This window comes from Aquimarina litoralis, assembly GCF_039523995.1.
In the GTDB taxonomy this organism is placed as follows: domain Bacteria; phylum Bacteroidota; class Bacteroidia; order Flavobacteriales; family Flavobacteriaceae; genus Aquimarina; species Aquimarina litoralis.
Window position 1 is genome coordinate 141,785 of the sequence record NZ_BAAAGE010000006.1, and the last position, 26,963, is coordinate 168,747.

Genomic DNA, 26,963 nt, shown 5'->3' on the forward strand with positions numbered 1-26,963 from the left:
TGATAATATTAGGACTAATATAGATCAAAAGAATACTAAAGTATAGTGTTAATTTTATATTTAAACGCTTCATTTTTGAGTAATAGTTACAATATATTTTTTTCTGTTTTTATAATTAATTAGATTTAAAAAAACTTCTACACGTAGAAAAGGGAAAAAGTATTATTGAATGATGTCTGTAGTTAACCGAATAGTCTTTTTTGTGCCAGAAAAAGTTCATTTATTAGATTTAAGTGGGCCAGCCCATGTATTTTATGAAGCAGAAAAAGAAGGCGCTTCTTTAGAAGTTTTATTTGCAGGCTTTAGATCATCAGAAAAGGTTAAAAGTAGTGTTGGATTATCTTTTTGTAATTTATTGGAAATTGAAGAATTAAATCTGAATGCTAATGATTTTGTTTTTATACCTGGTAGCGAAGATATTATACAGATCGTTAATACAAATAAAAGTTTTTTACCCTTAATTAATAAATGGAATAAGGAGAAAGTAAACATCTGTTCTATTTGTGTTGGCGTATTTTGGTTGGCCACTTTAGGATTACTCAATGGAAAAAAAAGTACTACACATTGGAGATATTTACAACTTTTAGAACAAAAACATCCAAAAACAATTGTCCAAAAAAATAATCTTTTTGTAATCGAAGAGAATCTTTACATGAGCGCAGGAGTTTCTTCAGGAATTGATTTAGCGCTCTATATATTAGAGAAATTATATGGTTACAATTTGGCTCTGAAGGTGTCAAAAGAGATAGTTTATTATTTTAGGAGAGCTGGCAATGATCCACAGATTAGTAATTTTTTGAAATACCGAGATCATATTGATAATAGTATTCATAAGATTCAAGATTATATCGTTAACAATATTAATAAGAGAATCACATTAGATGATATCGCGGATGAAGTTAATATGAGTAAACGAAATGTATCGCGAAAATTTAAAAAAGTTACTCAAATAACTGTAGGAGATTATATTAATCTTGTTAGATATGAAAGAATAAATAATCTACTTTCCAAAGGAATGAAATTAGAGCAAGTAGCTTTGGAATGTGGTTTAAAGAGTACCAATCAAGTTCGAATGTTACTTAAAAAATATCAAGAATGATGTCCTTATAATGAACTATAATGTCCTTTTTAATTATTGAAATTTATAGAAGTTTGTTTGATACAATTAAACTTCTAGGTAATGATTAAAAAAATAATTTTATTTTCATTGATTTTTATATGTTTTTTGGGTTATATGCAAGAAAAAAAAGAGTTTGTATGTGTTCCCTGCAACTTATCTTGTGATCTAGAAACTTTTTCCAAAGGTGGTTCTTGTGCTACTTGTGGAATGAAACTTTTACAAAAAGGATCCTACAATAAGAAATTGTCCAAAGAAGAAATTGTGGAAGATCTTAATATCTTGACATCAACGCTAAAAAACAATCATCCTGGTATTTATGATTATCAAAGTGAGAAAGACTATGAGAAGACAAATAGTAATCTTATTGAATCTATTGAATCTGATAGTAATGTTTTAGAAGCTTACAAGATATTTAGTCAAAATATCTCTGTAGTCGGAGATGCACATACTTATGTAATGCATCCGTACTACGACAATATTTTACAAGAAGAGTTGTTATTTCCAGTTATTCCAGAGATAAACAATAACGAAATCTGGATTAATGGGAAGAGAATTAAATCTATGAATGGAAATTCCGAAGATGAGATTCTAAAGCAGCTTCAAAAATACTCAAATAGTGATGCAAATAAACTTTCTTATAAGAACGCTTTTATAGAGATGGAATTTCCTTTAAGATTCTTTACTTTTATGGATAAATCTTCAGTTTTTAATATTATTTTCATTGATGGAGAAACAAAAAATATACGTGGAAAGTCCTTTTTTAATAAGGGGTTAAGGCCTAAAAAAAGTTCACCATCCCTTTTGTTCAATAATGATACTGCTGTGATTAAAATACCTTCTTGGGAAGATGAATCTGCTTCATCATTTAATAATGATTTAGCTAAAATGTCTAAAAACTCAAAACTTGGAAAGTTTTTATCAGACGCGATGAAAAATGTTATTCATAGGAATGTAAATAACTTAGTAATTGATTTGACAGGAAATAAAGGAGGTAAAAGTGGACCTGCAGCGATTCTATTGAGTTATTTAATTAATAAACCATTCAAATATTATAGTGAGATAAAGATAGCGTCCGACAAGTTTCCAACAAAACAGTATATCTCTAACAAAGAGTTAGTTAATTTCTATGAGTCCGATGATTCTAAAAAATTAATAAATAAAGTCAATGAAGAATATTTTTTTAAAGAAAACTTGTTACCAGAAATACAGCCGAATGCGGAATATTATTCTGGTAATATAGAATTGCTTGTTGATAAATATACACTTTCAGTAAGTACAGATGTTGTATCTATTTTACAAAATAATAGAGAAATAAAGATAACAGGAAAAGAAATAGGAGGTAGTTTATATCATTATTGTGCGGGAAATTATATAAACTTAATACTTCCAAATTCAAAAATGGAAGTAAATATACCACTCCAGAGATTAAAGTACTAAAAGAATAAATATAGTAGTTCATGGGAAGACCTAATTTTGAGAATATAACAACAGGAGAAGAATTTAATCAGTGGTACTGGTTAAAAGAAGAAATGGTGGATATTTGTAAGCGTTCGGGATTACCAGCTCATGGCAGAAAATTTGATCTACGGGATAGAATTATGTTTGCCTTGGATAATGGAGGGAAACTAAAACCAGAACAAAAGAAAAGAAAAGCTACATCAAAATTTAATTGGGCAAAAGCAGGACTAACTCTCGAAACAAAAATTACTGATAACGTATCTTTTGGTTCAAATTTTAGAGGCTTTATGAAAAAACAAATAGGAAATAAATTTGTTTGTCATGGAGATTTTATGGAATGGGTTAGAGCTAATGAAGGAAAAACGCTATTTGAAGCCATTGAAAAATGGAATGAGTTAGAAATGCGAAAAGAAATCCCGAATTTTAAAAGAAAAATTGCGGATAATAATATGCTTGCTCAGTATACAAGGGATTTTTTAGAGGAAAATCAGGGAAAAACCTTAAAAGATGCAAAGAAGTATTGGAATCTAAAAAAACAAATGCCTACAAAAGATGGATTTGTTAGATATGAACGTTCTGATTTGAATCTTAATGAGAATGATTTTATTGAATAGTACTTTTCTTAGATTCATAATTAAAAACTTTTCAATTTGATTTTTAGGGTTAGATATTACCATAAAACTAATGCTAATTAGGTTACAATAATATTTGGTATTTTTAAGTACTCATAACGATACACTTAATGAAATACTTTAAACTTCTCATTTCCTTTGGACTCACCATTGGAATTTTTTACGTTTTAAATACACAAATTGGTAACATTCCGCCTTTGGGCAAGTTTTTAAATCCTGTATCTGGAATTTGGCAAAACGAAACTAATGAAACTATAACAGGTGATATTTCTATTCCTGGATTAAAAGATGAAGTAACAGTACATTATGATGAACTGATGATTCCTCATGTATTTGCTCAAAACGAAGCAGATTTGTACAAAGCCCAAGGCTATATTACTGCAAAACATCGGTTGTGGCAATTAGAGTTTCAAACCCATGCAGCCGCTGGACGAATATCAGAACTCTTTGGAGAAAGAGCCTTGGATTACGATAGATCAGAACGAAGGCGTGGAATGGTTTATGGAGCAGAACAAGTGATGGAGTATCTAGAAAAATATGATTCAGAGACCTTAAGCTTTATCCAGAATTACTCAGATGGAGTAAATGCTTATATCGATCAACTTAATCCCGATGAATATCCAGTAGAATATAAATTGTTGGATTACAAACCAGAAGCATGGACTCCTAAAAAAACAGCCTTGCTTTTGATGTATATGACTAAGATGTTAGCAGGTTATGATGATGATCTAGAATATACTAACGTACTGAGACTCGTAGGAAAGGAAAACTTTGAGTTACTATTTCCAGACTTTTTCGATATCACAGATCCGGTAATTCCTAAAGAGACGGACTGGAGCTTTATAGATGTACTACAAACTCCTTTACCTGCTAGCAAGGTAGTATTGGATACAATTGTAGAAACTATAGAAAAACCTCATCCAGATAACGGAAGTAATAATTGGGCAGTTTCTGGAGCAAGATCAGTAACGGGTAATCCAATACTGGCCAATGATCCGCACTTAGGTCTCAAGTTACCATCTATATGGTTCGTAATGCAATTAAGTACACCGGATCACAATGCATTTGGAGCCACTATTCCAGGAGCATTGGGTGTTATCTCTGGATTTAATCAATATATCGCTTGGGGAGAAACAAATGCCACTAGAGATGTTATTGATTGGTATAAAATAGCATTTAATGAAGACCGTTCGAAATATAAATATGATAACCAATGGAAAGATGTTATCATAAGAGTAGAGGAGATTAAAATAAGAGGACAGGAAAGTTATAAAGACACAGTGCTTTATACGCATCATGGTCCTGTGGTATATGATAAAAACTTTAAGTCAGAAAATCAACGTTCTGGCTATGCGATGCGTTGGATTGCCCATGACGGAAGTAATAATCAGAAGACTTTTATCGAGCTTAATAAAGCAAAGAATTATGATGATTATGTCAACGCTTTACAATATTGGAATGCACCAGCGCAGAACTTTGTATTTGCATCAACTGAAGGAGATATTGCTTTATGGATTCAAGGAAAGTTCGCAAATAAGTGGGAAGGACAAGGAAAATTTTTGATGGATGGAAGTAATCCGGAAAATGACTGGCAATCCTTTATACCACAGAAATTCAATGCGCATACCAAAAACCCAGAACGTGGTTTTGTGAGTTCTGCCAACCAACATCCTGTAGATGAAAACTATCCTTATTATGTCTTTAATGATGGATATGAAACCTATAGAAATCGAGTGATTAATGACTTTTTTAATTCTAAAGAGAAGTTTAGTGTACAGGATTTTAAAGACTTACATAATAATAATTACAATTTGAAAGCTGCAGAATTAGTTCCATATATGCTGGAACATATGGAGACCTCATCTCTATCCGAAGAGGAAAAAGTAATATATAAAGAAATAGAGGCTTGGAACTTTAATAATGATATCGACGAAGTTGGTCCAAGTATTTGGAGACAGTGGTATGGGAAATTATACAATATGCTTTGGGACGAGTTGGATGTGGAGGATATGGCATTGACTTCGCCATACACCTATCAGACCATTTATTTATTAAAGAATTGTGGGAATCATGAGTTCATGGATATTGTAGAAACAAAAGATAAGACAGAATCATCCAAAGATTTGTTTCTATTAGCTTTTAAAGAAGCTGCCAAACGTTTAAAAGAAATAAAAGACAAAGAGGGTGATTACACTTGGGTAAACTATAAGGGCACTTATGCAGGACATTTGTTACAAAGCTTGCCAGCCTTCTCAAGATTTGATATTCCAATAGGAGGTGATCGTAATATCGTTAATGCTACCTCCGAAGATCATGGACCTTCCTGGAGAATGATTGTAGAGATGACTTCTCCACCAACAGCATTAGGTATATATCCAGGTGGTCAATCCGGGAATCCTGGCAGTCAGTATTATGATAATTTTATCGATGATTGGGCAGCTGGAGACTATTACAGCCTTAACTTTTTACAATCTGATGAAGTTACAGATGCAATCATTGGTACACAAACTTTAACACCAGTTAATCATGAATAAGAATAGTATTAATTTTATAGTTACCATCATATTAGGATTCATATTATCCCTTTTTCTGCCATGGTGGTCTATAATGATTGCAGCTGGTATTACAGCTATAAGTATTCCGTTAAAAAAAGCAGCGGTATTTTTTATTCCTTTTGTAGCAATATTACTGTTTTGGGCAGTTTATTGTTTTATATTAAGTAGTACCAACGATTTTACCTTAGCAAAAAAAATAGCTCAATTATTACAAATTGGAGGGAATCCTTATATACTCATTCTACTTACTGGAATTGTGGGAGGATTGGCAGCAGGAATTACCGCTATTTTTGGAAAGCAAATTGTTACCTTCAGGAAGTAGGAATAAAGATTTTGAGTAAATAGTAAGAAGTATTTGATAAACTAAAAGATAAGAACATAGCATGTGTAGATATTCTATGGCAAATTATAAACCTCATTATGCTTGTTTTAACTGCAGAAAAACATTTAAAAGAAGACTTTTGAGAGATATTAGAAAAGGTGCTCAAAAAGATGAGAACGCATCGTTGGCAAGATGTCCCGATTGTGGTAACTTAATGGCTAATATGGGTCTAGACTTTAAATCTCCAAAGAAAACAGATATAAAAGCTTGGAAACATATGTTAACACTATATGAAGTAGGAATTACATTTCATTCTTGTGGTTGTAATGGACCTGGTTACATCCCAAATGATTCTAAAGCTTTGGTGAATTATTTTGAAGAAATAAAAAAACAGTATTTAGCACATCAACACTTTTGGGCACAACGACAAGAAGATCCAGATGAACAAAGTGAGATTGCTAAAGATCAAAATCAAAATTGGAGTTTTCTCAGTCGTATTCCACAGGAGTTAAAGACCGGTTCCCATAAAAAACCTAAATATGATGCTCAAAACGCGCAAATATACTGGAATAAGAAAGTTGAATTAATAGAAGAGAATATACAGAAAGTAAGTAGAAAATAGGTTGCTTTAAGAGGAGGGGAAAAAGAAATAATTTGATTAAAATTAATATAGCTAACTTATTCATCTTCTAACAAAAGTTAAGAAAACGATAAAACCTTTACAAGATCATTTTTATATTTATTTTTGGTCTTTCGCACATTTCAAACTCAACATTATGAAAAAATTACTTCTAAGTACACTTTGTGTAGTTCTTTTTATTTCTTGTGAAGAACCTAAAGAAGCAGCAGATTTACTCGTTTTTAATGCCAATGTCTATACAGTAGATGAAACACAGCCTAAAGCAGAAGCCTTTATAGTAAAAGACGGGAAGTTTATAGCTATTGGAACTTTAGAAGCATTAAGTAAAACATATACTGTTACAGATTCTATTGATGCAAAAGGTAAAACTGTGCTACCAGGATTAATCGATGCACACTGCCATTTCTATGGATTAGGAATGCAGCAGCAAAAAGTAGATTTGGTAGGAACCACCAGTTATGAAGATGTGATAAAACGTATTATAGATTTTCAGGAAAAGAAAAATGTACCCTTCATTACAGGTAGAGGTTGGGATCAAAACGACTGGGAGGTACAAGAATTTCCAACTAAAGAAAAATTGGATAGTCTTTTCCCTATAACACCTGTGGCATTAACACGTGTAGATGGTCATGCGATGTTAGCAAACCAAGCGGCGTTGGATTTGGCAAAAATAACAGTAGATACCAAGGTTTCTGGTGGAGAAATCATTAAGAAGGATGGAGTGTTAACAGGAGTGTTAATTGATAATCCTATGGAATTGGTAGAAGCTATCTTTCCTAAACCAACTGTGGCAGAGCAAGTAACAGCATTAAAAGATGCACAAGCAATTAACTTTAGTTATGGATTAACCACGGTTGACGATGCTGGATTAAGTCCACAAGTTATTTCAGTAATTGATAGTTTACAGAAAGCAGAACAATTAAAGATCAGAATGTATACGATGGTTAGTAATGTTCCTGAATATGTGGATTACTATTTGAAAAAAGGAGTGTATAAAACAGAAAAGCTTAATGTGTCATCTTTTAAGGTATATGCAGATGGAGCTTTAGGATCTAGAGGAGCTGTACTTAAAAAACCATATTCTGATAAGCATGATCACCATGGAGCAATGGTCATAGGAAATGAAGAATTCAAGAATCTTGCCAAAAGATTAGCAGCATCTCCTTTTCAGATGAATACACATGCGATCGGTGATTCTGCAAATGCCGTGGTAATGAATACTTACTATGATGTGCTAAAGGATAAAAAGGATAGAAGATGGCGTGTAGAACATGCACAAGTAGTTGCACCTGAAGAGTTTGAAATTTTAAATGATAACTTGGTAATGAGTGTACAACCTACTCATGCTACGAGTGATATGTATTGGGCAGATGAACGATTAGGAGAAGAACGAATCAAAGGAGCATATGCCTATAAGCAGTTATTGGATAAAACAGGTAAATTAGCATTAGGAACTGATTATCCTGTAGAAAATGTAAGTCCCTTTTATACATTTTACGCGGCCGTAGCTCGTAAAGATTTGAAGCAATATCCAGAAGGAGGATTCCAGAAACAAGATGCGTTAACCAGAGAAGAAACTTTAAAAGGAATGACTATCTGGGCTGCTTACAGTAATTTTGAAGAAAATGAAAAAGGAAGTATCACTGCTGGTAAATTTGCTGACTTTGTTATCCTAGAAGAGAATATCATGGAAGTAGCAGAAGACAGGATACCTAATATCAAAGTACAAGCCACATATGTTGGTGGAGAAAAAGTATACTAAATTAATACGTAACACCTTTTTCTATAACGAGAAAGGTGTTATATTTAATTCTTCGTTTTTGTAAGATAATCGAGAAGTTTTAGTTCCATGTTGAATAACAGCTTCAAAAGGGTTTGGTTTTATTTTTAAATCCGTAGGAAACCAAATATCTTTCACTTCATAGTTTGGCAGTAATAAGATTCCTTCCTGAGAACCATTCGTACCAAATCTATCAATATCTCCTTTCCAAAATTCAGTATTTAACTCACGTTCTAATTGCTGATTTACTTTCCTTACATTATTGGTAGGCATTCCCATTTCATTAATTCCTAAAACCTTAGAATTGTCGAAAGTAGTTTGATCATCATTCTTTAAATCATATCGAACTATAAATTCAGCAATATTTCCACTTGCATCATAGAAGTAAAAGGAATCAGCGTTCCAGGATTCGAAATTTTGTGTTTTTCTACCATTTTCAATATCAATAACTTCTGTTCTTTTTTCCATCCATTCTAACGCTGTTTGTAAATGATTCGCAGGAATGAGAAAGCAATAATGATACGTGTAAGCTGTTTCCGATTTTTCGAAAGTTAGTTCACTCCATCCGATTTTAACTGTAAACGAAGCAGCATCTGAACTTAGCAATTCGAAACCTAAAGTTTCTGTATAAAATTTTAATTCAGAAGATAGTTGTGTAGTGAAAAGTTTTAGCTTTTTGAATTTCATTATATGTTAACTAGAGATATGTTGTTTTAAAAAGACGTTTTCTTATTATAAATAACTTTCAGGGCGTTATTTACCTCCATTCGCTCTTAAGTCTGCGCGACATATTGGACATAGCGTTGGTACGCCATTTCCCATTAGATCCATCATTCCACTTTCAAATTCAACAGCTGCACGCATTAAACAATTTTCAGAAGTACAGTGTCCTAATGATAAGCTATCTTCGTGTGGAGATTGTAAAGGAGTTCCTATATTTACTAACCCTAGTAAATGAGAAAATTCATGATTTAGTGTTGCAGCCTCTATTGTAGATAACAGAGGGGAAAGAGGATTACGACTTAGTTCACGAAGGGTTTTTTCATATATTACAATAGATGTGTTGAGATAAGCTGATCCTAATATTACTTTAGAATCGTTATCTATTTCGCTGATACCATCTGCAAAATAAATATATACTGTAATCTCATCGCCTTCATTAAACACAGTTCTTTCTAAGGTTTCAATTTGTCTTATTTCATTAATATCAAAAGGAGCTAAACCAGAAGAAGGAACAGTACGTTGATTAATAGTAATACCATCAGGTTTATGTAATCGATCTTCCAAAAAGCTTCTAAATGTATTTATTGCGGTAGTAGTGGGAGCAAATCCTTCTACAGAAATAATTTCTACGGTTAATCCTCTAAAATTAGTGTCACTAAGGAGATCATTAGCGGACGTTCCTAATGTTTGAGTATTACTGGTTTCTCCATTAAGCACAAAAGTATTTTCATCGTCATCAGAACATCCGACAACAATAAAAGATAAAAACAAAAGAATGCTTAAGAATTTTGTAATTTGCATAAAATTTGATTTTCCAGAGGTAGTTAGTAAATAAACGAATTTATGAGATATATAGTTTTTGTTTTAACGTTATTTTTAACAGTTACTGCAAGTTTTGCACAAAGATCGTACCATGAAGATGCTATGCGATACTTTTCTTTAAACGGAACGGAGCAGCAATATGATGCAGCAATTGATCAGATGTTTACATTACTAAAACAACAGTATAGCGCAGAACAAGTTCCGGATACCGTTTGGGAAGAAGTAAAGGGAGATAAGAAAGAACCACTAAATAATATTAAATCTTTATTAGTATCTGCCTATCGCAGTAATTTTACCCATGAAGATATCAAACAATTAATAGGTTTTTATGAATCAGAGACTGGTCAGCAAATGGTAAAAGATAGGTCAAAACTTAGCGATAGTCAAAAAGTTGAGTTGTCGGATTTCTTTACTTCTGAAGTTGGGCAAAAAGTGCAAAATCAAAGTAATTCTCTACGAACTATGGTTGCTGAGGTTAGTGAGCAATGGAGCAGAGATTTATATCAGGAAACTGTGAAGAAGTTGAAATCTAAAGGCTATCAGTTGCCATAGTAAGTTTTGCTAGATAATCATTACTTTCTCCTTCTAGTATAAGTTCACATAATAATCCATTAGAGTTAGCAGCGTTTTGTAGGGTGTTGTAATCTATATATAACCAAGGAAACCAATCAGATGAATGGTTTTTATAGATCATTTTGTATTGCATTTCGCCATAATAACCTTTGGATGCATCTATCCAAAAACTACCATCTTCTTCTGCGAATAGATAAGAAATATCCGAGGAATCCATAAGAATCTGGCCATTTGGTTTAAGTAATGTTTTTAGATGAGTGAAAAACCGATCAATATCACTCAATTTTCCTATAATTCCACTTCCATTCATTAAAAACAAAAGTGTGTCATATTGTTTTTTTTGAAGCTTTAGAATATCTTGAACATTTGTTGTTTGAATCCCTCTTTTTTTACAAATTTCTATAGCTCCTTCAGAAATGTCAATCGCATGAACCTTGAGTTTTTTATGTTCTTGGAGGTACAAGCTATGACTTCCTGCGCCACAACCTACATCAAGAACTTCTCCATCAGCAAGGTCTAACGCTTTTTGTTCTAGTAGCGGCATTTCCTCATAGGACCTGAATAAATATGGTATGGGTATGATATCATCATCGAAGTCTGGAGCTTGTACTACAATATCCTCTTTATATTCGTTGTGATAAAAGTCTTTGATCGCTTCTCCAAAAATATCTTTACTCATGATTGTAGTTCTGAATTCAAAATTCGTTGTTCATAATTTGTAATTTTGCACTATGCAAGAATTCATAGATCAATTACCAGAACTCGCCAAAGATAAGCAGAACGAGAATAAAAAGTATTTTGCCAAATTAAAAAAGAAACCACCAAAGCATTTAGATCGGTTTATGCAAGATCTGCATGATGAAGAGTTTCAAAAAACAGATTGTTTAGAGTGCGCTAATTGTTGTAAGACAACAGGTCCTCTTTTTACTGATATTGATGTGGATAGGATAGCGAAGCATTTAAAAATGAAATCACATCAGTTCGAGGAGCAATATCTTAGAAAGGATGAGGATGGAGATTTCGTACTGCAACAAACACCTTGTGCTTTTTTAGCGGCAGATAATTATTGTTTGATTTATGATGTAAGACCTAAGGCTTGTAAAGAGTTTCCGCATACGGATCGGAAAAAGTTTTATCAGATTTCTAATTTAACTATGCAAAATGTGGCAATTTGCCCTGCAGCCTATAATATTGTAGAAAAAATGAAAGCTACCATGCCTTTGGAACACAAAAGCAATAGGCGAGCCTAGCTTAAGACAATATCATGATTGTTGTTATGGAATTTCAGTAATTATAATTTTAATAAATCTATCATATTCAAACTCTTTTAACTGAATTTGGTAACCCTTCCAAAAGATAAATCGAGCATTATTTTGGGAAGTTACAGAGACCGAAGTTCTATCTTTTTGCTCTATTACTTTCGTATATTCGAACGAATTCAATTCTTCTTCAGATTTTAGATGATCATTACTATAAACAGATAAGAACTGCAAGACTTCTTCTTGATTTAATCTTAAAGTAATATTGGTAGATGCTTTTGTAATACCTTTAAGGGAAGTTTTATGAGAAAAAGATTCCAAAGTAAGGGATAAATTATCTTTGAAAATAATCGTTTGATTCGTTTTGACTTCGATTACGGTTCCGTATTTCATTTCGGGTGATTTATCATGAGAGGATATTTTTTGTGCGTATATAGAACCACCTAATAGTATTACATGAATTAGAAAATATATTTTTTTTAGAGTGTTCATTTCTAATTGTATGTCTCAGAAAAATAATCAGCATCTAAAATGTACTCTGCAATAACTCTTAGTAAAACTTGTCCCATTTCTAAGTTTTGTGCTTCTTCAATAAGTACAGCTTCACAATCTCCATGTGATACAAAATATAGAGTTGGCTCTCCTAATTGGTTCATTTTTCCTGGATGGGCAATAACCCAGTTTTGGCCATAATCGATAACACCTTCAGTATCTTCAATACCATAACCATTATCCTTTAATGATGTAATGAATTCTTCATTTTCTTCTTCGGCTTCTTCCAAAAAGTAATATTCCCAACTTTGTTCGATTGCAGATCCTCCTGCTTGAATACCATTAAACCCAAGATATCCTCCACCTAATGATTCCCAGGATATTCCATTATGAATTTTCGCTACTTCGATCCAGGATTTTGGACCTTTTTCAGTTTCAAATGGGGCATTACATTCTAATATTACTTCTTCATCCTCGTATTCTTTATGCTGAAATGTAAGTAATAGTTGATCATTACTTATTTCAGCTTTTAAAAATTGCGCTATAATAAGATCCAGAATTTCTTCGTCTTCTTTATTTTTAGTCATAAAACTTAGATGTTCTCTAATTGACATAGGATCTTGCTTTTCTATTAGATGATGCCACATAGTTTTGAATTATTTAATTGAGTATGAATTTATGTTTTATGTAATTATTACTAATGATAGAATTTCCAAACTCCATTTTTACGCCCTATTATACTCTTGAAGCCTACTGGAAATTCATTCTTCTCTGATGTTCTAAATAACCAACTTCCATCGTCTCTGGTAACTTCGAATAGTTTCCCATTGGCTACAGGAGTTAATTGGATAGATATGGAATCAATATCATCATATATGTTTTGATCTGTAAAAACCATTTTTAAACCTTCAATCCATTCGTTAATGAGATCTTCTTTAGAAATTTCTGGTTTAGACAAGACTTCATATCCTATGATGGGATCTGCGGCAGCAACCATTTCATTGATATTCCCTTCTTCCATAGTTTTATAAAATGATTTTGCAAAAGCAATGGCTTCTTTTTTACTGGTTTTATCTGTGATTACATCTGTATCCATCCATGACCACTTTTTTAAATTAGAAGGTAATGTCACTTGTTTATGAACTGGCGAATCATCATTTTTAATGTTGATTTTTAGTAAAGTTTCACCATTATTTTCTCCTGTAATTTCACCTTTCTTATAGTTTGCTAAACGAATAGTCGCAGATCCTTTTTTTGATAATGGGTATACAGAAACTATATTGATATTTGGAATCGCATAATGGTTAGCTAGGGTAAAAGCGTTTCCATACCCTTCTTCGTTTTCAATCAAAAGCTCACATACTGGAATATCATTTAATCGAACTTTAATATTACTGCCTTTTTTACCATAAATTTCTAAGCACAAAAATTTTTCTGTCTCTTCTTGATTAAGGGTGTTATCGATATGATTGTTGCTTTGAGGAAATACCAAAGTGTTAAAAATGAACATGAAAAAGCATATAGGTTTTAGGTTGCTCTTTATTGCGACTATATTTTTGGTTTTCATTTTTAATTGGTTATTTCAATAAACTCTTCTTTATGCTCATCATCATCTGGTAGGATTGGAGCGGGTTCATAATGACCGTTTATTGATGAGATTACTTCTCCAGTTTTTTTATCTATTTCTTCTTCGCTAAACACACCACCTAAGTAGGGATCTCGCGAGGAAAAAACTACTAAATAGCTATTTTCCATTTCTTTGATTGTGGTTAAAGGATGGACAATTCCTTTTTTGAAAACATCAATATTAGTGCTATCAGGATTCAAAATCTCATTTATAATTTTCAGATCTGTATGTGTTGGTAAATAGAAAGATGAATATGCCGTATCATTACTTTCAATGTTTTTAGTAATAGTGCCTGAAGGTAATTCTACAGTGATATCAGAATAATAAGCAGTGTTTTTTGGAAGGTATATTACATTGTATCCGAATTGTACTAGTACTCTTTGATTACTAGCTTTTACTGATATAAAATGGAAATCCTCTTTACCTATTGTTGTCTGTTCTTGCCTGTTTAGTTCTTTTATGGCCAAACTAATTATATGATTCCTACCATACTTGAGCAGCTTTTTTACATCTTTGTTTGGCTCACTCATTTGAGAATGCATTATAGAGACACAACATAAGGCAAATAGAAAGAGAGATTTCATTTTGGAATTAGCAGTTTTATGATATAGGTTTTTAATTATATAAATGACCCGATTTTCATCGTTGTCTTATCTAAATCTAATGTCATGGAATTATTGATGTCCATCGGGTCATTCCTCATCTAAAAAGAAAAATCCTAAAAATCAATATCATCTCCTGCTCCTGCAGTTGCAAATTCTGCGTTATATTTTTCCATTAACTCTCCCATTTTTAAGGCGAGTCTTGTATCTGTAGCCATTTTAGTAGTCCATTGTGAGCCTACAGTACTCCAATCATTCACATTGAGCCCGTATTCATTAAGAATAGAAACCGCATCTTTTCCTTGAGTAGCTCCCATATTTTGGTGACACATGATTTTTACATACAAATCAAAATCTGCCATTACATTATCTAGCGAACTACCATTACTTGAGCTTGAAGTATCTGATTCTTCATTAGTTTCAGTAGCGGCAAATTTGCCAATGTTAGAATTCATAAAAGCATCTCCATAAACTTTGGAAATGGCAAAAGTTGTATCCTGAGACATTCTTGCCGTCCATTCTGCAGAAACTTTATCCCAGATTGGCTTTTCAGTTCCTACAACTGTCAGTACTTCTTCTAAATCCATTCCACCAGCAATTTTGGCATTGGCTGCAGCCCAGGTTTCCATATCAATTCCGTTAATAGGATCTAATAAGCCTCCAGCTTCAGCAGCTTCGATATGAGCGTCCATCTGCGCGTCTAGCTTAGCTTTTTGTTCTTTTAGGAAGTCATCAGCGGCATCATAGGCTTTTCCTTCAGCTTTTTCAATTTTTATTAACGAAGATGCTACATGATCTTCTAAAGAAAAATGCTCGTTACTTTTAAAACCATATTGAGCAGCAATTTCTTCAAAGTTGTCATTGTTATTGATTTCATCTAATATTTCTCTTGCTCTATCTGTAGTAGTATTTAAAGCTTCGGGATAACCAAGAGTTTGTAAACAAGCATTTAATTTTCTTTGCTGACCATTGGCAAATTGATTTAGATCTACCCATCCTCCTGTAGTTCCATCATTGTTTTTACTATAACATAACCAAGGTTCTATGTGCCCGATTTGATCAGGATCAATATCTGGCCAGCTAAAATCTGCAGCTTCTTGTACCGTATAATCATAACTATTCTCTGCTGAGGATTGCTTATTTTTTATTCCTAATGCAATGGCCTTTTGACCTTGTTCTGTTTTATCGTGATCTGTGAATTTATGTAAATTACTCATTGTATTTGGTTTTTAAATTTGTGGTGAATTAAAATTGAGATAAGATCTCTTGTTTTTTTTGTTTGTACTCTTGCTCATCGATAAGTCCTGCTTCAAACATCTTTTTTAGTTTTTCGAGTTTTTGAATAGGATCATCTGAATTTGGAGTAGATACTGGAGTGTTATTTTGTGGTTGATATGGTTGTTGTGATTGGTGAGGTTGTTGATTTTGGTTGTTCATCATATTACCCATCATTTGCCCTATTCCTAAACCAGCACCCATTTGCATTCCTAAATTTCCTCCTCCTTCATTTTTTGCCATGTTTTTTAGTGCTTCAAGCTGCTGATAATCTTGGTAACTTACTCCAAGCTCTCTCATTGCTTGTGCTTCTGCACTCATATCTGCTATTCTGCCGATTCTTGTTTTGGTATCTTCATCGAAATTGGTTCCTTCGATTCTAAAATCGAGTAGTTGAAATCCTAAATCATTGAAAATAGATTCACAGGAATTTCTGGAAAATTCAGCAATTTCATTTCGATGTTTGTCGATATCGATGTAACTAAAAGAAGCTTTGGCAAGAAAATCACTAATTGGCTGAGTGATTCTCGATAAAATTACCTTTTGAATGGATCTTACTGGATAATAATCCTCACCAGCAATTACATTAGAGAAAAAATCCACTGCTTTAGTAATCTTAAATGAAAAGTTTCCAAAAGCACCTAAGCCAACAGGAAAATTGTATACCGGATCTTTATAGGTAATAGGTGATGGGGTTCCCCATCGAATGTTTTGCATTTCTGCTTTTCGATAAAAATAGATACCTACTTTATGCGCGGACTCAAACTTATACATGATATTCTTAATAGTTGTCCAAAAAGGGATGTTCCCGGTTTTAAGATCATACAGCCCTTCTTCTTCAAAATAGCCTTCTACCTTTCCCTCATACACAAAAAGACATCCTTGTCCTGGTCCTACAATAAGTTTAGATGCATTTTTTATTTCATCTCCATCCTGAGTCCATTTCTCAAAAAGAGTATCTGGTTTAGGACTGTTCCATTCGATTACCGAACGTAGTTGATTGCTAAATGAATTTGACATATGTTTTCCTTTTTTTCGAATTATGAATAATCAATTATAAATGACATTTTAGCACTGAGATCCTTCTCATATCGTTCCTCATAATCGGGAATTACTTCGATACGTTTTTTTAGATAGGTTTCTATGTATTTGCGGTATGGAATTATTAATTCATCTTTGCTAAAAATGTCTCTATCTGATAGATAGTTCTGAAACTTAAGATGTTCATATTTTAGATAATGTTCTAACGCCGCTTCTTCACCCAATGCATTAATGGCAAAGTGTTCTACATTTCTCGCTTTTGTTCCTGGTTCAAATGTGTTTACTGTCTGGCAATAATCACATGTAGTGTAATGCGATCGAAAAAAATTATCTCTAATTGGTAGTTTGGCTTGACATTGTGTACAACAAAAATCTTTGGATAAGGTTTCTTTTGCCTGCGATACTAAATTTTTTGCAGCATCCGCAAAAATTCGTACTTCATAAGATTTCAATTCCTGCTGTAATTCATGCTGTAATTGAAACCCTTTGTTACGTTCCTGAATAAACCTAGAAGTGTCATAATCTATATCAAGATCTAAAAATGCCCGTTCTACCTTATCAAACCATGTGTTTTCTATTTTATAAATAAGATCAGAAGCTTGTGAGTATATACCTTGCCAGGCATTTTGAAAAGTAATTGTTTCGAAGTCCGTAGCCTCAAATAATAATGGTAATACTGTTTCTGTTTTATTGAGTACTTCATAAAAACGATCTCTTATTTTGGCTAAGAACGTATCCCATCTTTGTTGTGTGGCAATAAAAGACATGTTTGTGGTTTTAAATTATAAAGTTTTAGTAAAACTGGTTTCCACAGAAATCACAGTATTGAAGATCAGTATCGCTAGGTCTTGCTGCTCCGCAGCTTTTACATTTTTTGGTCTCAAGTCCGGCAGTAGCTTCGTCAAATTTGTTGGTAGAAGAAATCGCATTGCCTAATATGTCATCTAGCAGACTTTTCTCTTTGTTTTGATCTTTATTGGTTTTATCTGTCATTTTGTAAAATAGTTTATGATGTTTTAAAGAAAGAGAACTAGTTGCTATCATGGAGATAGAGATAGCTATTCCAATAATTTGATTAGCCTAAGGAATAACTATCTCATTGATCTCTATTAAAAGAAGATTATTTGCTCATTCCTGCTTTTAGATCTGCGATCGTTTTAGCCATTACTACACCAGGAAGTTTTACAGGCGCAGCAACTTCTGCTAAGAAAGTACCTTTTACTTCACCAGTCTTGTAGGTTGTAAAACCGATTCGGTATAATCCAACAGTAAGAGCTTTTAAAGGATCGTTGATGTCACTTTTATATCTTAAAAGAGAGTTGTAAGAACTACCACTTGGTTGTTTTGGCATTTCTCCGCTATCATCATTACGTTCTAGAATCACCCAATTTGCACTATCCACAGCATCTTGGCTGATATTATCAGCACTGATAATGTCTGATCTTTCTAGCGTAATATACGTGTCGAAATAATCCTTTGATTTAGCATTCTTTGTATATGCTTCTGATTTTATAGGATTTTTTGTTTTAGCTTTCCCTACCGGAGACATCATTCTTACTCCTAACTCTGGAGCTACAGCAGGAACCCAAACATATATGTAATAAAATTTCTTTCCGTCTTTTACTTCATCTTCATTTCCAGGAGCAGCATATCCAAGGTATGATACTACATCGGTATACGGTACTTTTATTGTTTTTGGGCCTATTTTTTTCTCAATAGAACTCCCGAATTTCTTAAGCTTTTGTGCTTTTAAGGTTGATGTAGTTCCAAGTACAATAATGCTTAAAAGAAATAAAATTTTTGTTTTCATAATTTAATAATTTGAGTGATTTGATAATTTATTTAGTTTAAAAATGGTATTACTGAAATCGATGTGATTAGTAATAAAAAGATGATAATACCTGTGAAATGATACCACGGGATTTTAACTTTGTTTTTTTCGAATTCTTCAAAATTGGAGATAAGATTTTTACTAGTAATCTCTTGTTTTTCAAAGGCTCCTTTGCAATGACTACAAACTACATATAGTTTCTTCCAAAGAGGGAAAAAGGGAATCCAAAACACATGGAAGTATTTTCTGTATCCTTGAACCCACATTTGATTTTCTGTCTTGCAAAAAGGGCAATGGCCACCATCTAGTTTCGATGGGTTTATAGTAGAAGAACTGGTCCCGAATATAATCATGACGTTCTTGGTTTATGTTAGTGGTTATAGAGTATTTTGTTTATTGATTTTTTGATTAGAATGGGAGAGAGAATACAACGGTTAAATGTTCATTTCTCCCTCCATTCTTCAACTAACTAACATATTACGTGAAGAAAAGGAATGATGCCACTATCATCCATCCTCCAACGATAAGTCCAAATACTCCTAATTTTCCTTGTTTAGGAGCAAGCTTTGCTCTTAATTCGTCTGCTTTTTCTTTTGCTGCTTCATTTTTTGATAAGAAGAACTTATTGATAAGACCAAATCCTAACATAAATCCTAGTGCAGCAGAGATTATATTTCCTGCTAATAATGTCACCCACCAAATTGGATAGGTAGTAAGCCAACCTAGATTTAAAATTGCTGAAATTATTCCCCAAACTCCCCAGAAACAGAATACAAACCCAATCCATCCTTGGTAAGGTTCAATTTTTTCTAAAAGTTCCTTTGCATTTGGTTTTTTGGAAAGTAATAATGATGGTACTGCTAAAATACTTAATAAAATTAATGAGATTCCCCAGATCATGTCTTATGGTTTTATAGGGTTAGTAATTAGTTTATTTTGGTAAAATTTGATTTGTTGTTTATCAAAAACTACAGTACAAAGATGTCACTTAAATATACCCTTAGAAACACCTTTTCTGGTGAAAATGAGTACCCTGAAAACAGTGAGAATAGGTCTAGAGATACGATTGATTTAAAAAAAGCGTGTTTTGTAAATTCTTTACAAAACACGCTTTTACTAAAATTTATCTCCTAAAATTAATTAGTTGTTGTTTGTTCTATGTATAGGAAGATATATATGGTAAGCAAAGGTTTCTTAATGTTCTATGTATTTCATTTTCAAGGCATATTTAGTAAGTCCAGCAAGGTTTCTTACATTTAATTTAGCGATTAAATTTTTTCGATAACTTTCTATGGTATGTTTACTTAAGAATAATTTGTCCGCAATTTCTTGTGTAGTAAATTCCTGAGCAATTAAAGTAATTACATCAATTTCTCTTTGCGTAAGTTTTACTTCTTCATCTTTCTTTTTAGAGAACTTATTCTCCATATAAATATCCTTGATTTCTCTAGAAAAATACTTTTCTCCATTAAGGATAGTTTGTATTGCTTTTAGTAACTCTTCTTTTTCTGCATTTTTAGGTACATATCCATCTACATCATGCTCGATAAGCGTATCAATCATATCAGGATTATTGTGCATACTAACAACCAAAGTTTTAATATTTCTATTTCTTTCTTTTACAATTTTGTTTAGTGCAATACCGTCCATTTCTGGCATTGTAATATCGGTAATAATCAAATCAATTTTTTCGTCAGGATTGATCTCTACATATTTTGCAATGTGTTTACCATTTTTTGCAGTTAAAAGAATATTGTAATCATTCTCGGAATTTAGAATACTTAATAACCCATCCAAAAACATTTTATGGTCATCAGCTATAATTAGGTTGTATTTCATGTATCGTATTGTTTACGTTGGTTATTTCTATATTAATGATGGTGCCTCTTTTTAATCGCGAATCGATATCAATGGTACCGTTTATTTTTTTTAATCTACTTTTTATATTTCTAAACCCAATACCTTCTACTTTTTTATCGACATCAAAACCGACACCATCATCTTCAAAAAGGATATTAAGTTCATTTTTAACTAGATTTAATTGTAATTCGATAATAGAACCCTTTGCATGTTTGATACTATTAGTTACTAACTCCTGTACAATCTTAAATGCTTCTACTTGCAAGTTTTCGTTCAGACTATCTATGTTTTTTCGGGGATATGCATGAAACGAAGTTTTTAAATTACTTGCTCCTTCGATATTACTAATATACTCCTCTAATACGTCACAAAAATTATTTTTAGTAAACTTTTTTGGAATGAGATCATGCGAAATGTCACGCACCAATTCATAGGTATCATCAATTTGTGCATTGATTCCTTTTAGTACTCCATTATGATTATCATAAGAATTATTTAAGCGGAGCTTAATAGCAGCTAAATTTCCACCAATACTATCATGTAACTCTTGAGCAATACGTTTACGCTCTTTATCTTGTCCTTCTACAGCGGCTTTTATTACCTGTAATTCTTGATCTTTTAATAGTGATGAAATTTTTTCTTCGTTTATTTCTTTTTGTTTTTGACTTAATTCACTCTGTACCTTAATTTTTTGGTAGTACGTAATTAATAATCCAATTACTGGAATAAGTAAGATTAAAAAGGAATATAAAATGATGTTTTTGAATGTTTTTTGTCTACTAGTTTCATCTTGTTGAATTTTTAGTTCAGCATCTTTTAGTTCCTGGTTTTTTTTAAGAATGATATTATCATTTAATGCTTTTTCTGTAGTATTTTGAAAGGAAAGTAATTTGTTTTCGTTTTCTTTTCTAAGAAGCTCATTCTCTTTCTTCTCGATTTCTTGTTTTAGTTTAAGATTACTAATAGCTTCTTCTCGATTGGCTAATTCGAGTTTTTTATTAGTGTTTTCAATTTGCAAAAACTTTATTTCTTTTTCCTTCTGCAATGTTTTGTATTTTACTTCCAATTCACTTATCTCTTTATCTTTATCAAGAGCTCTAGTAGAGTCATTTATTTTATCATATTGTTCATGATAATCTAATGCTTTTTTAAAATCATTTTGGGCAACAGCTATTTCTCTTAATCTGTAATATATTCGTTCCTGTTCATTTAGAAAACCTATTCTTGTTGCAATTTCCAAGGTATTGAGTAATAAATCCTCTGCTTCCTGATTTCTGTTCAGTTCACTTAATAAACGACCCTTTTCTACACCACCGTAAATTTGCATTCTATCAAAGTTGTTTGCTTTTGCTATCGCTAAAGCATTATCAAAAGAGGCTAAAGATTTCTGGTAATTACCAAGTTTTTTGTAAGTAATACCAAGATTGACAGAGATTGTTCCAATACAACTCTTTCTATCTGCTTTTATACAAAGTTCTCTTCCTTTTTCTAGATATTCTATAGTCTTACCATATTCTTCTTTATATCCATAAATGTTAGCAATATTAACGATAGAACCAAATACCATTTCTTCATTCTTTTTGAATTGCTGACATTTTTTGTAAAGTTCTAGCGCTTGATCATATTCATGAGAACTCAAGAAGGAACCTGCCAAGCCAAATGCATTTACATAATAAACTTTTTCGTCATTATATTGTTGAGAAATTTCAATCCCTTTCAAAAACCACTTCCTTCCTTTCTTATTTAAGCCTATGTAACTATTTGCTTGACCAAGTGTAAAGTATGCAAGTCCATGAATATTGTTTTTTAGTGTGTCATTCTCAAATTCTTTAAGTTCTAAGATTTTATTAGCATAGTATTTGATGGAATCAATTTTGGAGATACTTCTAAAATAAGAACATAAAATTAAACTTAGATCAGCTTTAAATCTGTTGCTTTTAACTCCTGGTTTTTTGAATTCTTGATGAGCTCTTATATAACTTTCTGAGCGTTTTTCAGGAGTATTTGCCAATACTCTAAGTTCATCGACAATTGCTTTTTCAGTTTTGTTGGGATACGGGAAAGTTCGTTTTGTATCGATTTGACTATGAGCTTCAAAGCTTAGTAATAGCAGAAGAATTGCTATAGTACTTCTTAAAAAAACTAGTATGTTATTGCGAACAGGTTTCATTTGTTACTCTAAAAATAACCCAAGATTTGATTTTAAAAATGTAAGCCCAAGAGTACTCAAAGGTATTAATTTCGGAAGTTTCCGATATCCCTGAAAACAGGGGTCTTAGCATCTTAATTCGGGGTTATTTATAAAGTAGATATTGCGCTCTGATTTTTTTAAAGCTTTCGAGATCTTTTCTCCAAGTTTTTTTGATTTCCTGTTCTGTATATCCTTGGATAATTTGTTCTTGCAGTTTTTTGGTTCCGGCATGAGAGGTGAATGACTTGGTATTAAAAAAGCCTTCTTTGTTCTTAGAGTTTCGATAAGCATCGATAAGCCATTGTAATCGAATACTGGATAATCTTTCTGTTTCTCTAAGGTCTTTTCCATAGCATACCTCTCCTTTATGCTTAGGATATTTGGCACCAAAATTGGGTTGTGGCGTATACGCAAAGTCATATTGCTTTATTGGAAAATCTGGTGATCCAAAAATCTGAAATTGCATTTCTGTACCTCTTCCAGCATTTATAGTAGTGCCTTCAAAAAAACCTAGACTTGGGTATAGATTGATGGATCGATCGTTTGGTAAATTTGGAGACGGTCTTATGGCCAAACTATAGTAGGTTTGATGTGTATAGTTTTTAACCGGAATAATATCTAATTTACATTTTAGATCACTTCCTAGCCAACCTTCACCATTGACCATTTTAGCATATTCTCCTATAGTCATTCCGTGAACTAAAGGAATAGGATGAACTCCTAAAAAACTACTATGTTCTGGTTTTAATGTAGGACCATCGATATAATGACCATTAGGATTAGGACGATCCAATATTAACAAAGGAATATTATTCTCTGCACAAGCTTGCATTACGTAATGTAATGTAGAAATATAGGTATAAAAACGAGCTCCTACATCTTGGATATCAAACACTACAATATCCACATCCTTAAGTGAAGAAGCTGATGGTTTTTTGTCTTTACCATGTAGAGAGATAATAGGTAACCCTGTTTTTATATCTTTTTCATCTGCAACTAATTCTCCAGCATCCGCCTTACCTCTAAACCCGTGTTCTGGAGCAAATACCTTTTGTATATCAATTTTTCGTGCTAGTAGAGAATCTACCAAATGTGTGTATTGACTTAATGAGTTCGGAGCAATTTTCTCCGTTTGTAACAGCGGTTTTAAATTTGGGTATTTGAAAATTACAGAAGTTTGATTCCCAACGATAGCTACCTTTTTGTTTTGTAATAATGGGATATATAAATCAGTCTGATTTGCCCCTACTATTACTGGTGTAAGAACATCTAGAGAATCCTGAATGCGAGTTTCGGCAATTACACTTTTTTGATTTATGATCGATTTTTCATCCTCTCGTGATGGAGTAGAAGAAGGTTTTGTTCCGCTTCCACAGGAAATAAACAGAATAAAAAGGAATAAAAACGTATTTTTGAATGTATTTCTTATTAAAACCATAAGTAACATTGAATTTCGAATATTTTATTGCCAAACGCCTTATCAAAGGTAAGGAACATAAAAGTAGCATCTCATCTACGATCATAAAAATTGCAATATTTGCGATTGCCATAGGAATGATCATGATGTTAATTACCGTTGCTACTGGTATAGGATTACAACGTAAAATTAGAGAAAAAGTTGCCGCATTTAATGGACATGTTATTATTACGAGTTATGATAATAACAATAGCTTGGAATCCTTGATACCAATTAAGAAAGAGCAACACTTTTATCCCAATTTCACGGATGTAACAGGAGTTAAGCATGTTCAGGTATTTGCTACAAAAGGTGGTTTAATTAGAACAGAGAACGATTTTGAAGGAGTAGTAGTTAAGGGTATTGGTGAAGATTATGATTGGTCTTACTTTAAAGAATATATTATAGAAGGTACGATACCCGATTTTACAGATCCAAGAAATAATCAGATACTGATTTCGGCATATACAGCTTCGCGATTAGGTTTAGGGATAGGCGATAAGGCAAATACTGTTTTTTTAAAGAAAAACTCTAATTCTAAAATACCTGCTAATATTAGAGCATTTGAAATTGTAGGTATTTATGATTCAGGGTTTCAGGAATTTGATGAGAAGTTTATTCTAGCAGATATAAGGCATATCCAAAAAATGAATAAATGGAAAGATGGAGAAGTTGGAGGTTTCGAAGTGTTTATAGATGATTTTAATCAAATTGATAGAAAAGGATTACAGATTTTTGAAAATATACCTTCCGATTTAGAAGCTGTTACGATCACTTTAAAATATGGAAGTATTTTTGAATGGTTAAAATTATTTGATCTTAATATTATTGGTATTATTAGTATTATCATACTGGTTGCAGGAATCAACATGATCACAGCATTGTTGGTTTTAATTCTAGAAAGAACCTCAATGATTGGTATACTTAAATCATTGGGTTCTAATGATTGGTCCATTAGAAAAGTGTTCTTATATAATGCTGGTTATCTAATACTAATTGGTTTGTTTTGGGGAAATCTCATAGGAATTGGCTTACTTTTCTTGCAGAAGCATTATGGGATTATTGGTCTTAATCCGGCAACATATTATGTTAGTACAGCTCCAGTTTATATCAATATTGGGTATATACTGTTGCTTAATATCGGAACTATGATTTTATGTTTATTAATGTTGCTGATACCTTCTTATGTAATTGCGAAGATCTCTCCTTCTAAAGCCATTCGTTTTCAGTAATATGAAATACTAAATCTTACTATTACTAAATAGCTTTGTATTTGTATCTTTGCACGGCATAAAAAACATATATTAAGACTATATAAATTAGTAAGCTTGTGAAGTACGCAAATAATATCCTAGAAACTATTGGAAATACTCCAATGGTAAAAATGAATGCTTTAGTTGAAGATGTAGATGCTTTGGTATTAGCTAAATATGAAACGTTTAACCCTGGAAATTCTGTAAAAGATCGAATGGCGTTAAAAATGATAGAGGATGCTGAAGCAGATGGAAGATTGAAACCTGGAGGAACCATCATAGAAGGTACATCAGGAAATACAGGGATGGGACTAGCCCTAGCTGCCATTGTAAAAGGATATAAGTTGGTATGCGTAATGGCAGATAAACAGTCCAAAGAAAAAATGGATATTCTAAGAGCTGTTGGTGCTAAAGTAATGGTTTGCCCTACTAACGTGGAACCAGAAGATCCAAGATCTTATTATTCAGTATCTAAACGATTAGCAGAAGAAACTCCAAATTCTTGGTATGTTAATCAATATGATAATCCGTCTAATGCAAAAGCGCATTATGAAAGCACAGGGCCAGAAATTTGGGAACAAACAGATGGTAAAGTAACTCATTTTATTGTTGGAGTTGGAACTGGAGGAACTATTTCAGGTGTTGGAAAATATTTAAAAGAGCAAAATCCTAATGTAAAAGTTTGGGGAATTGATACATATGGATCTGTTTTTAAAAAGTATCATGAGACAGGTATATTTGATGAAAATGAAATATATTCCTATATCACAGAAGGTATCGGAGAAGATATTTTACCAAAAAATGTCGATTTTTCTATTATCGATGGATTTACTAAGGTAACAGATAAAGATGCAGCTGTATATACACAACGGTTGGCAAAAGAAGAAGGAATGTTTCTTGGTAACAGTGCGGGAGCCGCTATAAAAGGGTTACTGCAACTAAAAGATCATTTTACAAAAGACGATGTAGTAGTTGTGCTTTTCCATGATCACGGAAGTAGATACGTAGGTAAGATGTTTAATGATGATTGGATGAGAGAACGCGGATTTTTAGAAGAAGAAGTTTCTACAGCTGTAGATTTGGTAAAGAACCATATTGATAAACCATTGGTAACAGTAAAAACCGAGGAGCTAGTTTCTCATGCAATAGAGCGTATGCGTAAGTTTCAGATATCGCAAATTCCTGTAACGGATAGTGAAGGTTTTGTAGGGTCAGTAGACGAAAGTGCATTGTTTTCGGCTTTTTTAGAAGATAAGAATAGTGCAGACACACCGATTAAAGATGTTATGAAGGATCCTTTCCCAATAGTAAAAGCTACAACCTCTTTAGATGAAATTTCTGGAATGATCAAGAATGGTAATCCTGCGGTACTAGTTGAACTTGAAAACGGTAAGTATCATATCATTACGAAATATGATGTGATCAGCAATATAAAATAAATTATTTATATT

28 protein-coding genes are annotated in these 26,963 nt (G+C 32.5%); 11 read left to right on the forward strand and 17 right to left on the reverse strand.

All coding sequences use genetic code 11. From position 1 onward, the window contains the following. Positions 1-169: 169 nt before the first annotated feature. The 7 genes from ABD077_RS22800 (at position 170) to ABD077_RS22830 (ending at position 8,489) form a co-directional block, all read left to right on the forward strand. The gene (locus ABD077_RS22800; RefSeq protein ID WP_343914518.1) at positions 170-1,099 is read left to right on the forward strand and encodes a GlxA family transcriptional regulator; all 930 of its coding nucleotides are present in this window, start codon (positions 170-172) and stop codon (positions 1,097-1,099) included. An 81-nt stretch (positions 1,100-1,180) separates the two neighbouring features. Then, complete coding sequence (locus tag ABD077_RS22805) at positions 1,181-2,557, forward strand: S41 family peptidase (protein ID WP_343914519.1); 1,377 nt, start codon at positions 1,181-1,183, stop codon at positions 2,555-2,557. 20 nt (positions 2,558-2,577) lie between these two features. Further along, entirely contained in the window at positions 2,578-3,192 is a 615-nt protein-coding gene (locus ABD077_RS22810) for a DUF6434 domain-containing protein (protein WP_343914520.1), read from the forward strand. A gap of 128 nt (positions 3,193-3,320) precedes the next feature. Then, the gene (locus tag ABD077_RS22815) at positions 3,321-5,744 is read left to right on the forward strand and encodes a penicillin acylase family protein (RefSeq protein ID WP_343914521.1); all 2,424 of its coding nucleotides are present in this window, start codon (positions 3,321-3,323) and stop codon (positions 5,742-5,744) included. After that, entirely contained in the window at positions 5,737-6,087 is a 351-nt protein-coding gene (locus ABD077_RS22820) for a hypothetical protein (protein WP_343914522.1), read from the forward strand. Before ABD077_RS22815 ends, ABD077_RS22820 begins: the two co-directional genes overlap by 8 nt. Before the next feature lie 139 nt (positions 6,088-6,226). Further along, positions 6,227-6,709 carry a hypothetical protein gene (locus ABD077_RS22825; protein WP_343914523.1) on the forward strand — a complete coding sequence of 161 codons (483 nt, stop codon included), beginning with the start codon at positions 6,227-6,229 and terminating at the stop codon, positions 6,707-6,709. A gap of 154 nt (positions 6,710-6,863) precedes the next feature. Beyond that, positions 6,864-8,489 (forward strand): amidohydrolase, encoded by a 1,626-nt coding sequence (locus tag ABD077_RS22830; RefSeq protein WP_343914524.1) that lies wholly within the window; start codon positions 6,864-6,866, stop codon positions 8,487-8,489. Positions 8,490-8,510: 21 nt separating this feature from the next. Here ABD077_RS22830 and ABD077_RS22835 read toward each other — a convergent pair whose 3' ends face one another. Beyond that, positions 8,511-9,194: a VOC family protein gene (locus tag ABD077_RS22835; RefSeq protein ID WP_343914525.1), complete on the reverse strand. Its 684-nt coding sequence runs from the start codon at positions 9,192-9,194 to the stop codon at positions 8,511-8,513. A 66-nt stretch (positions 9,195-9,260) separates the two neighbouring features. Beyond that, positions 9,261-10,031 carry a hypothetical protein gene (locus tag ABD077_RS22840; protein WP_343914526.1) on the reverse strand — a complete coding sequence of 257 codons (771 nt, stop codon included), beginning with the start codon at positions 10,029-10,031 and terminating at the stop codon, positions 9,261-9,263. A gap of 42 nt (positions 10,032-10,073) precedes the next feature. Here ABD077_RS22840 and ABD077_RS22845 point away from each other — a divergent pair, with 42 nt between their 5' ends. Next, on the forward strand, positions 10,074-10,604 hold the full coding sequence (locus tag ABD077_RS22845) for a DUF2059 domain-containing protein (RefSeq protein WP_343914527.1): 531 nt from the start codon (positions 10,074-10,076) through the stop codon (positions 10,602-10,604). On the opposite strand, the gene ABD077_RS22850 is transcribed toward ABD077_RS22845, so the two are convergent. Further along, positions 10,582-11,304: a class I SAM-dependent methyltransferase gene (locus tag ABD077_RS22850; protein ID WP_343914528.1), complete on the reverse strand. Its 723-nt coding sequence runs from the start codon at positions 11,302-11,304 to the stop codon at positions 10,582-10,584. The genes ABD077_RS22845 and ABD077_RS22850 overlap by 23 nt on opposite strands. 52 nt (positions 11,305-11,356) lie before the next feature. Here ABD077_RS22850 and ABD077_RS22855 point away from each other — a divergent pair, with 52 nt between their 5' ends. Then, positions 11,357-11,875: a YkgJ family cysteine cluster protein gene (locus tag ABD077_RS22855; RefSeq protein WP_343914529.1), complete on the forward strand. Its 519-nt coding sequence runs from the start codon at positions 11,357-11,359 to the stop codon at positions 11,873-11,875. Positions 11,876-11,899: 24 nt separating this feature from the next. Here the strand turns inward: ABD077_RS22855 and ABD077_RS22860 are convergent, their stop codons facing one another. The 14 genes from ABD077_RS22860 to ABD077_RS22925 all read right to left on the reverse strand — a co-directional run bounded on the left by ABD077_RS22860 (position 11,900) and on the right by ABD077_RS22925 (position 24,241). Next, the gene (locus ABD077_RS22860; RefSeq protein WP_343914531.1) at positions 11,900-12,376 is read right to left on the reverse strand and encodes a hypothetical protein; all 477 of its coding nucleotides are present in this window, start codon (positions 12,374-12,376) and stop codon (positions 11,900-11,902) included. A gap of 2 nt (positions 12,377-12,378) precedes the next feature. Continuing rightward, positions 12,379-13,023, reverse strand: a complete 645-nt coding sequence (locus ABD077_RS22865) for a hypothetical protein (RefSeq protein ID WP_343914533.1) — start codon at positions 13,021-13,023, stop codon at positions 12,379-12,381. 50 nt (positions 13,024-13,073) lie between these two features. Next, positions 13,074-13,886, reverse strand: a complete 813-nt coding sequence (locus ABD077_RS22870) for a hypothetical protein (RefSeq protein ID WP_343914534.1) — start codon at positions 13,884-13,886, stop codon at positions 13,074-13,076. 59 nt (positions 13,887-13,945) lie between these two features. Continuing rightward, positions 13,946-14,533, reverse strand: coding sequence for a hypothetical protein (locus ABD077_RS22875; RefSeq protein WP_343914535.1), 588 nt, complete (start codon positions 14,531-14,533; stop codon positions 13,946-13,948). 188 nt (positions 14,534-14,721) lie between these two features. Beyond that, entirely contained in the window at positions 14,722-15,822 is a 1,101-nt protein-coding gene (locus ABD077_RS22880; RefSeq protein WP_343914536.1) for a DUF6620 family protein, read from the reverse strand. A gap of 28 nt (positions 15,823-15,850) precedes the next feature. Then, positions 15,851-16,900 (reverse strand): SPFH domain-containing protein, encoded by a 1,050-nt coding sequence (locus ABD077_RS22885; protein WP_343914537.1) that lies wholly within the window; start codon positions 16,898-16,900, stop codon positions 15,851-15,853. Between the two features lie 20 nt (positions 16,901-16,920). Further along, positions 16,921-17,688: a hypothetical protein gene (locus ABD077_RS22890; RefSeq protein WP_343914538.1), complete on the reverse strand. Its 768-nt coding sequence runs from the start codon at positions 17,686-17,688 to the stop codon at positions 16,921-16,923. Positions 17,689-17,713: 25 nt separating this feature from the next. Continuing rightward, entirely contained in the window at positions 17,714-17,914 is a 201-nt protein-coding gene (locus tag ABD077_RS22895; RefSeq protein ID WP_343914539.1) for a hypothetical protein, read from the reverse strand. Positions 17,915-18,041: 127 nt separating this feature from the next. Next, positions 18,042-18,731 (reverse strand): Lipl32 family lipoprotein, encoded by a 690-nt coding sequence (locus ABD077_RS22900; protein WP_343914540.1) that lies wholly within the window; start codon positions 18,729-18,731, stop codon positions 18,042-18,044. 32 nt (positions 18,732-18,763) lie between these two features. Beyond that, complete coding sequence (locus tag ABD077_RS22905; protein WP_343914541.1) at positions 18,764-19,105, reverse strand: zinc-ribbon domain-containing protein; 342 nt, start codon at positions 19,103-19,105, stop codon at positions 18,764-18,766. A 124-nt stretch (positions 19,106-19,229) separates the two neighbouring features. Beyond that, the gene (locus tag ABD077_RS22910) at positions 19,230-19,652 is read right to left on the reverse strand and encodes a hypothetical protein (RefSeq protein ID WP_343914542.1); all 423 of its coding nucleotides are present in this window, start codon (positions 19,650-19,652) and stop codon (positions 19,230-19,232) included. A gap of 294 nt (positions 19,653-19,946) precedes the next feature. Then, entirely contained in the window at positions 19,947-20,591 is a 645-nt protein-coding gene (locus tag ABD077_RS22915) for a response regulator transcription factor (protein WP_299610029.1), read from the reverse strand. Further along, the gene (locus tag ABD077_RS22920; protein WP_343914543.1) at positions 20,566-22,782 is read right to left on the reverse strand and encodes a tetratricopeptide repeat-containing sensor histidine kinase; all 2,217 of its coding nucleotides are present in this window, start codon (positions 22,780-22,782) and stop codon (positions 20,566-20,568) included. The genes ABD077_RS22915 and ABD077_RS22920 overlap by 26 nt, the downstream gene beginning before the upstream one ends. A gap of 124 nt (positions 22,783-22,906) precedes the next feature. Further along, positions 22,907-24,241, reverse strand: coding sequence for an exo-beta-N-acetylmuramidase NamZ family protein (locus ABD077_RS22925; protein WP_343914544.1), 1,335 nt, complete (start codon positions 24,239-24,241; stop codon positions 22,907-22,909). A gap of 8 nt (positions 24,242-24,249) precedes the next feature. On the opposite strand from ABD077_RS22925, the gene ABD077_RS22930 reads away from it, so the two are divergent. Next, complete coding sequence (locus ABD077_RS22930) at positions 24,250-25,491, forward strand: ABC transporter permease (protein ID WP_343914545.1); 1,242 nt, start codon at positions 24,250-24,252, stop codon at positions 25,489-25,491. Positions 25,492-25,589: 98 nt separating this feature from the next. Further along, a complete protein-coding gene (locus ABD077_RS22935) occupies positions 25,590-26,951 on the forward strand; it encodes a pyridoxal-phosphate dependent enzyme (RefSeq protein WP_299610018.1) in 1,362 nt (453 codons plus the stop codon). The last annotated feature ends 12 nt before the right edge of the window (positions 26,952-26,963 follow it).

Bases quoted from the DNA above. Each gene is read 5' to 3' on its own strand.
- ABD077_RS22910 (WP_343914542.1), bottom strand. From the start codon at position 19,652: ATGATCTGGGGAATCTCATTAATTTTATTAAGTATTTTAGCAGTACCA.
- ABD077_RS22805 (WP_343914519.1), top strand. From the start codon at position 1,181: ATGATTAAAAAAATAATTTTATTTTCATTGATTTTTATATGTTTTTTG.
- ABD077_RS22915 (WP_299610029.1), bottom strand. From the start codon at position 20,591: ATGAAATACAACCTAATTATAGCTGATGACCATAAAATGTTTTTGGAT.
- ABD077_RS22830 (WP_343914524.1), top strand. From the start codon at position 6,864: ATGAAAAAATTACTTCTAAGTACACTTTGTGTAGTTCTTTTTATTTCT.
- ABD077_RS22890 (WP_343914538.1), bottom strand. From the start codon at position 17,688: ATGTCTTTTATTGCCACACAACAAAGATGGGATACGTTCTTAGCCAAA.
- ABD077_RS22820 (WP_343914522.1), top strand. From the start codon at position 5,737: ATGAATAAGAATAGTATTAATTTTATAGTTACCATCATATTAGGATTC.
- ABD077_RS22905 (WP_343914541.1), bottom strand. From the start codon at position 19,105: ATGATTATATTCGGGACCAGTTCTTCTACTATAAACCCATCGAAACTA.
- ABD077_RS22810 (WP_343914520.1), top strand. From the start codon at position 2,578: ATGGGAAGACCTAATTTTGAGAATATAACAACAGGAGAAGAATTTAAT.
- ABD077_RS22925 (WP_343914544.1), bottom strand. From the start codon at position 24,241: ATGGTTTTAATAAGAAATACATTCAAAAATACGTTTTTATTCCTTTTT.
- ABD077_RS22835 (WP_343914525.1), bottom strand. From the start codon at position 9,194: ATGAAATTCAAAAAGCTAAAACTTTTCACTACACAACTATCTTCTGAA.
- ABD077_RS22845 (WP_343914527.1), top strand. From the start codon at position 10,074: ATGAGATATATAGTTTTTGTTTTAACGTTATTTTTAACAGTTACTGCA.
- ABD077_RS22895 (WP_343914539.1), bottom strand. From the start codon at position 17,914: ATGACAGATAAAACCAATAAAGATCAAAACAAAGAGAAAAGTCTGCTA.
- ABD077_RS22880 (WP_343914536.1), bottom strand. From the start codon at position 15,822: ATGAGTAATTTACATAAATTCACAGATCACGATAAAACAGAACAAGGT.
- ABD077_RS22850 (WP_343914528.1), bottom strand. From the start codon at position 11,304: ATGAGTAAAGATATTTTTGGAGAAGCGATCAAAGACTTTTATCACAAC.
- ABD077_RS22920 (WP_343914543.1), bottom strand. From the start codon at position 22,782: ATGAAACCTGTTCGCAATAACATACTAGTTTTTTTAAGAAGTACTATA.
- ABD077_RS22885 (WP_343914537.1), bottom strand. From the start codon at position 16,900: ATGTCAAATTCATTTAGCAATCAACTACGTTCGGTAATCGAATGGAAC.
- ABD077_RS22815 (WP_343914521.1), top strand. From the start codon at position 3,321: ATGAAATACTTTAAACTTCTCATTTCCTTTGGACTCACCATTGGAATT.
- ABD077_RS22840 (WP_343914526.1), bottom strand. From the start codon at position 10,031: ATGCAAATTACAAAATTCTTAAGCATTCTTTTGTTTTTATCTTTTATT.
- ABD077_RS22855 (WP_343914529.1), top strand. From the start codon at position 11,357: ATGCAAGAATTCATAGATCAATTACCAGAACTCGCCAAAGATAAGCAG.
- ABD077_RS22860 (WP_343914531.1), bottom strand. From the start codon at position 12,376: ATGAACACTCTAAAAAAAATATATTTTCTAATTCATGTAATACTATTA.
- ABD077_RS22800 (WP_343914518.1), top strand. From the start codon at position 170: ATGATGTCTGTAGTTAACCGAATAGTCTTTTTTGTGCCAGAAAAAGTT.
- ABD077_RS22900 (WP_343914540.1), bottom strand. From the start codon at position 18,731: ATGAAAACAAAAATTTTATTTCTTTTAAGCATTATTGTACTTGGAACT.
- ABD077_RS22870 (WP_343914534.1), bottom strand. From the start codon at position 13,886: ATGTTCATTTTTAACACTTTGGTATTTCCTCAAAGCAACAATCATATC.
- ABD077_RS22875 (WP_343914535.1), bottom strand. From the start codon at position 14,533: ATGAGTGAGCCAAACAAAGATGTAAAAAAGCTGCTCAAGTATGGTAGG.
- ABD077_RS22865 (WP_343914533.1), bottom strand. From the start codon at position 13,023: ATGTGGCATCATCTAATAGAAAAGCAAGATCCTATGTCAATTAGAGAA.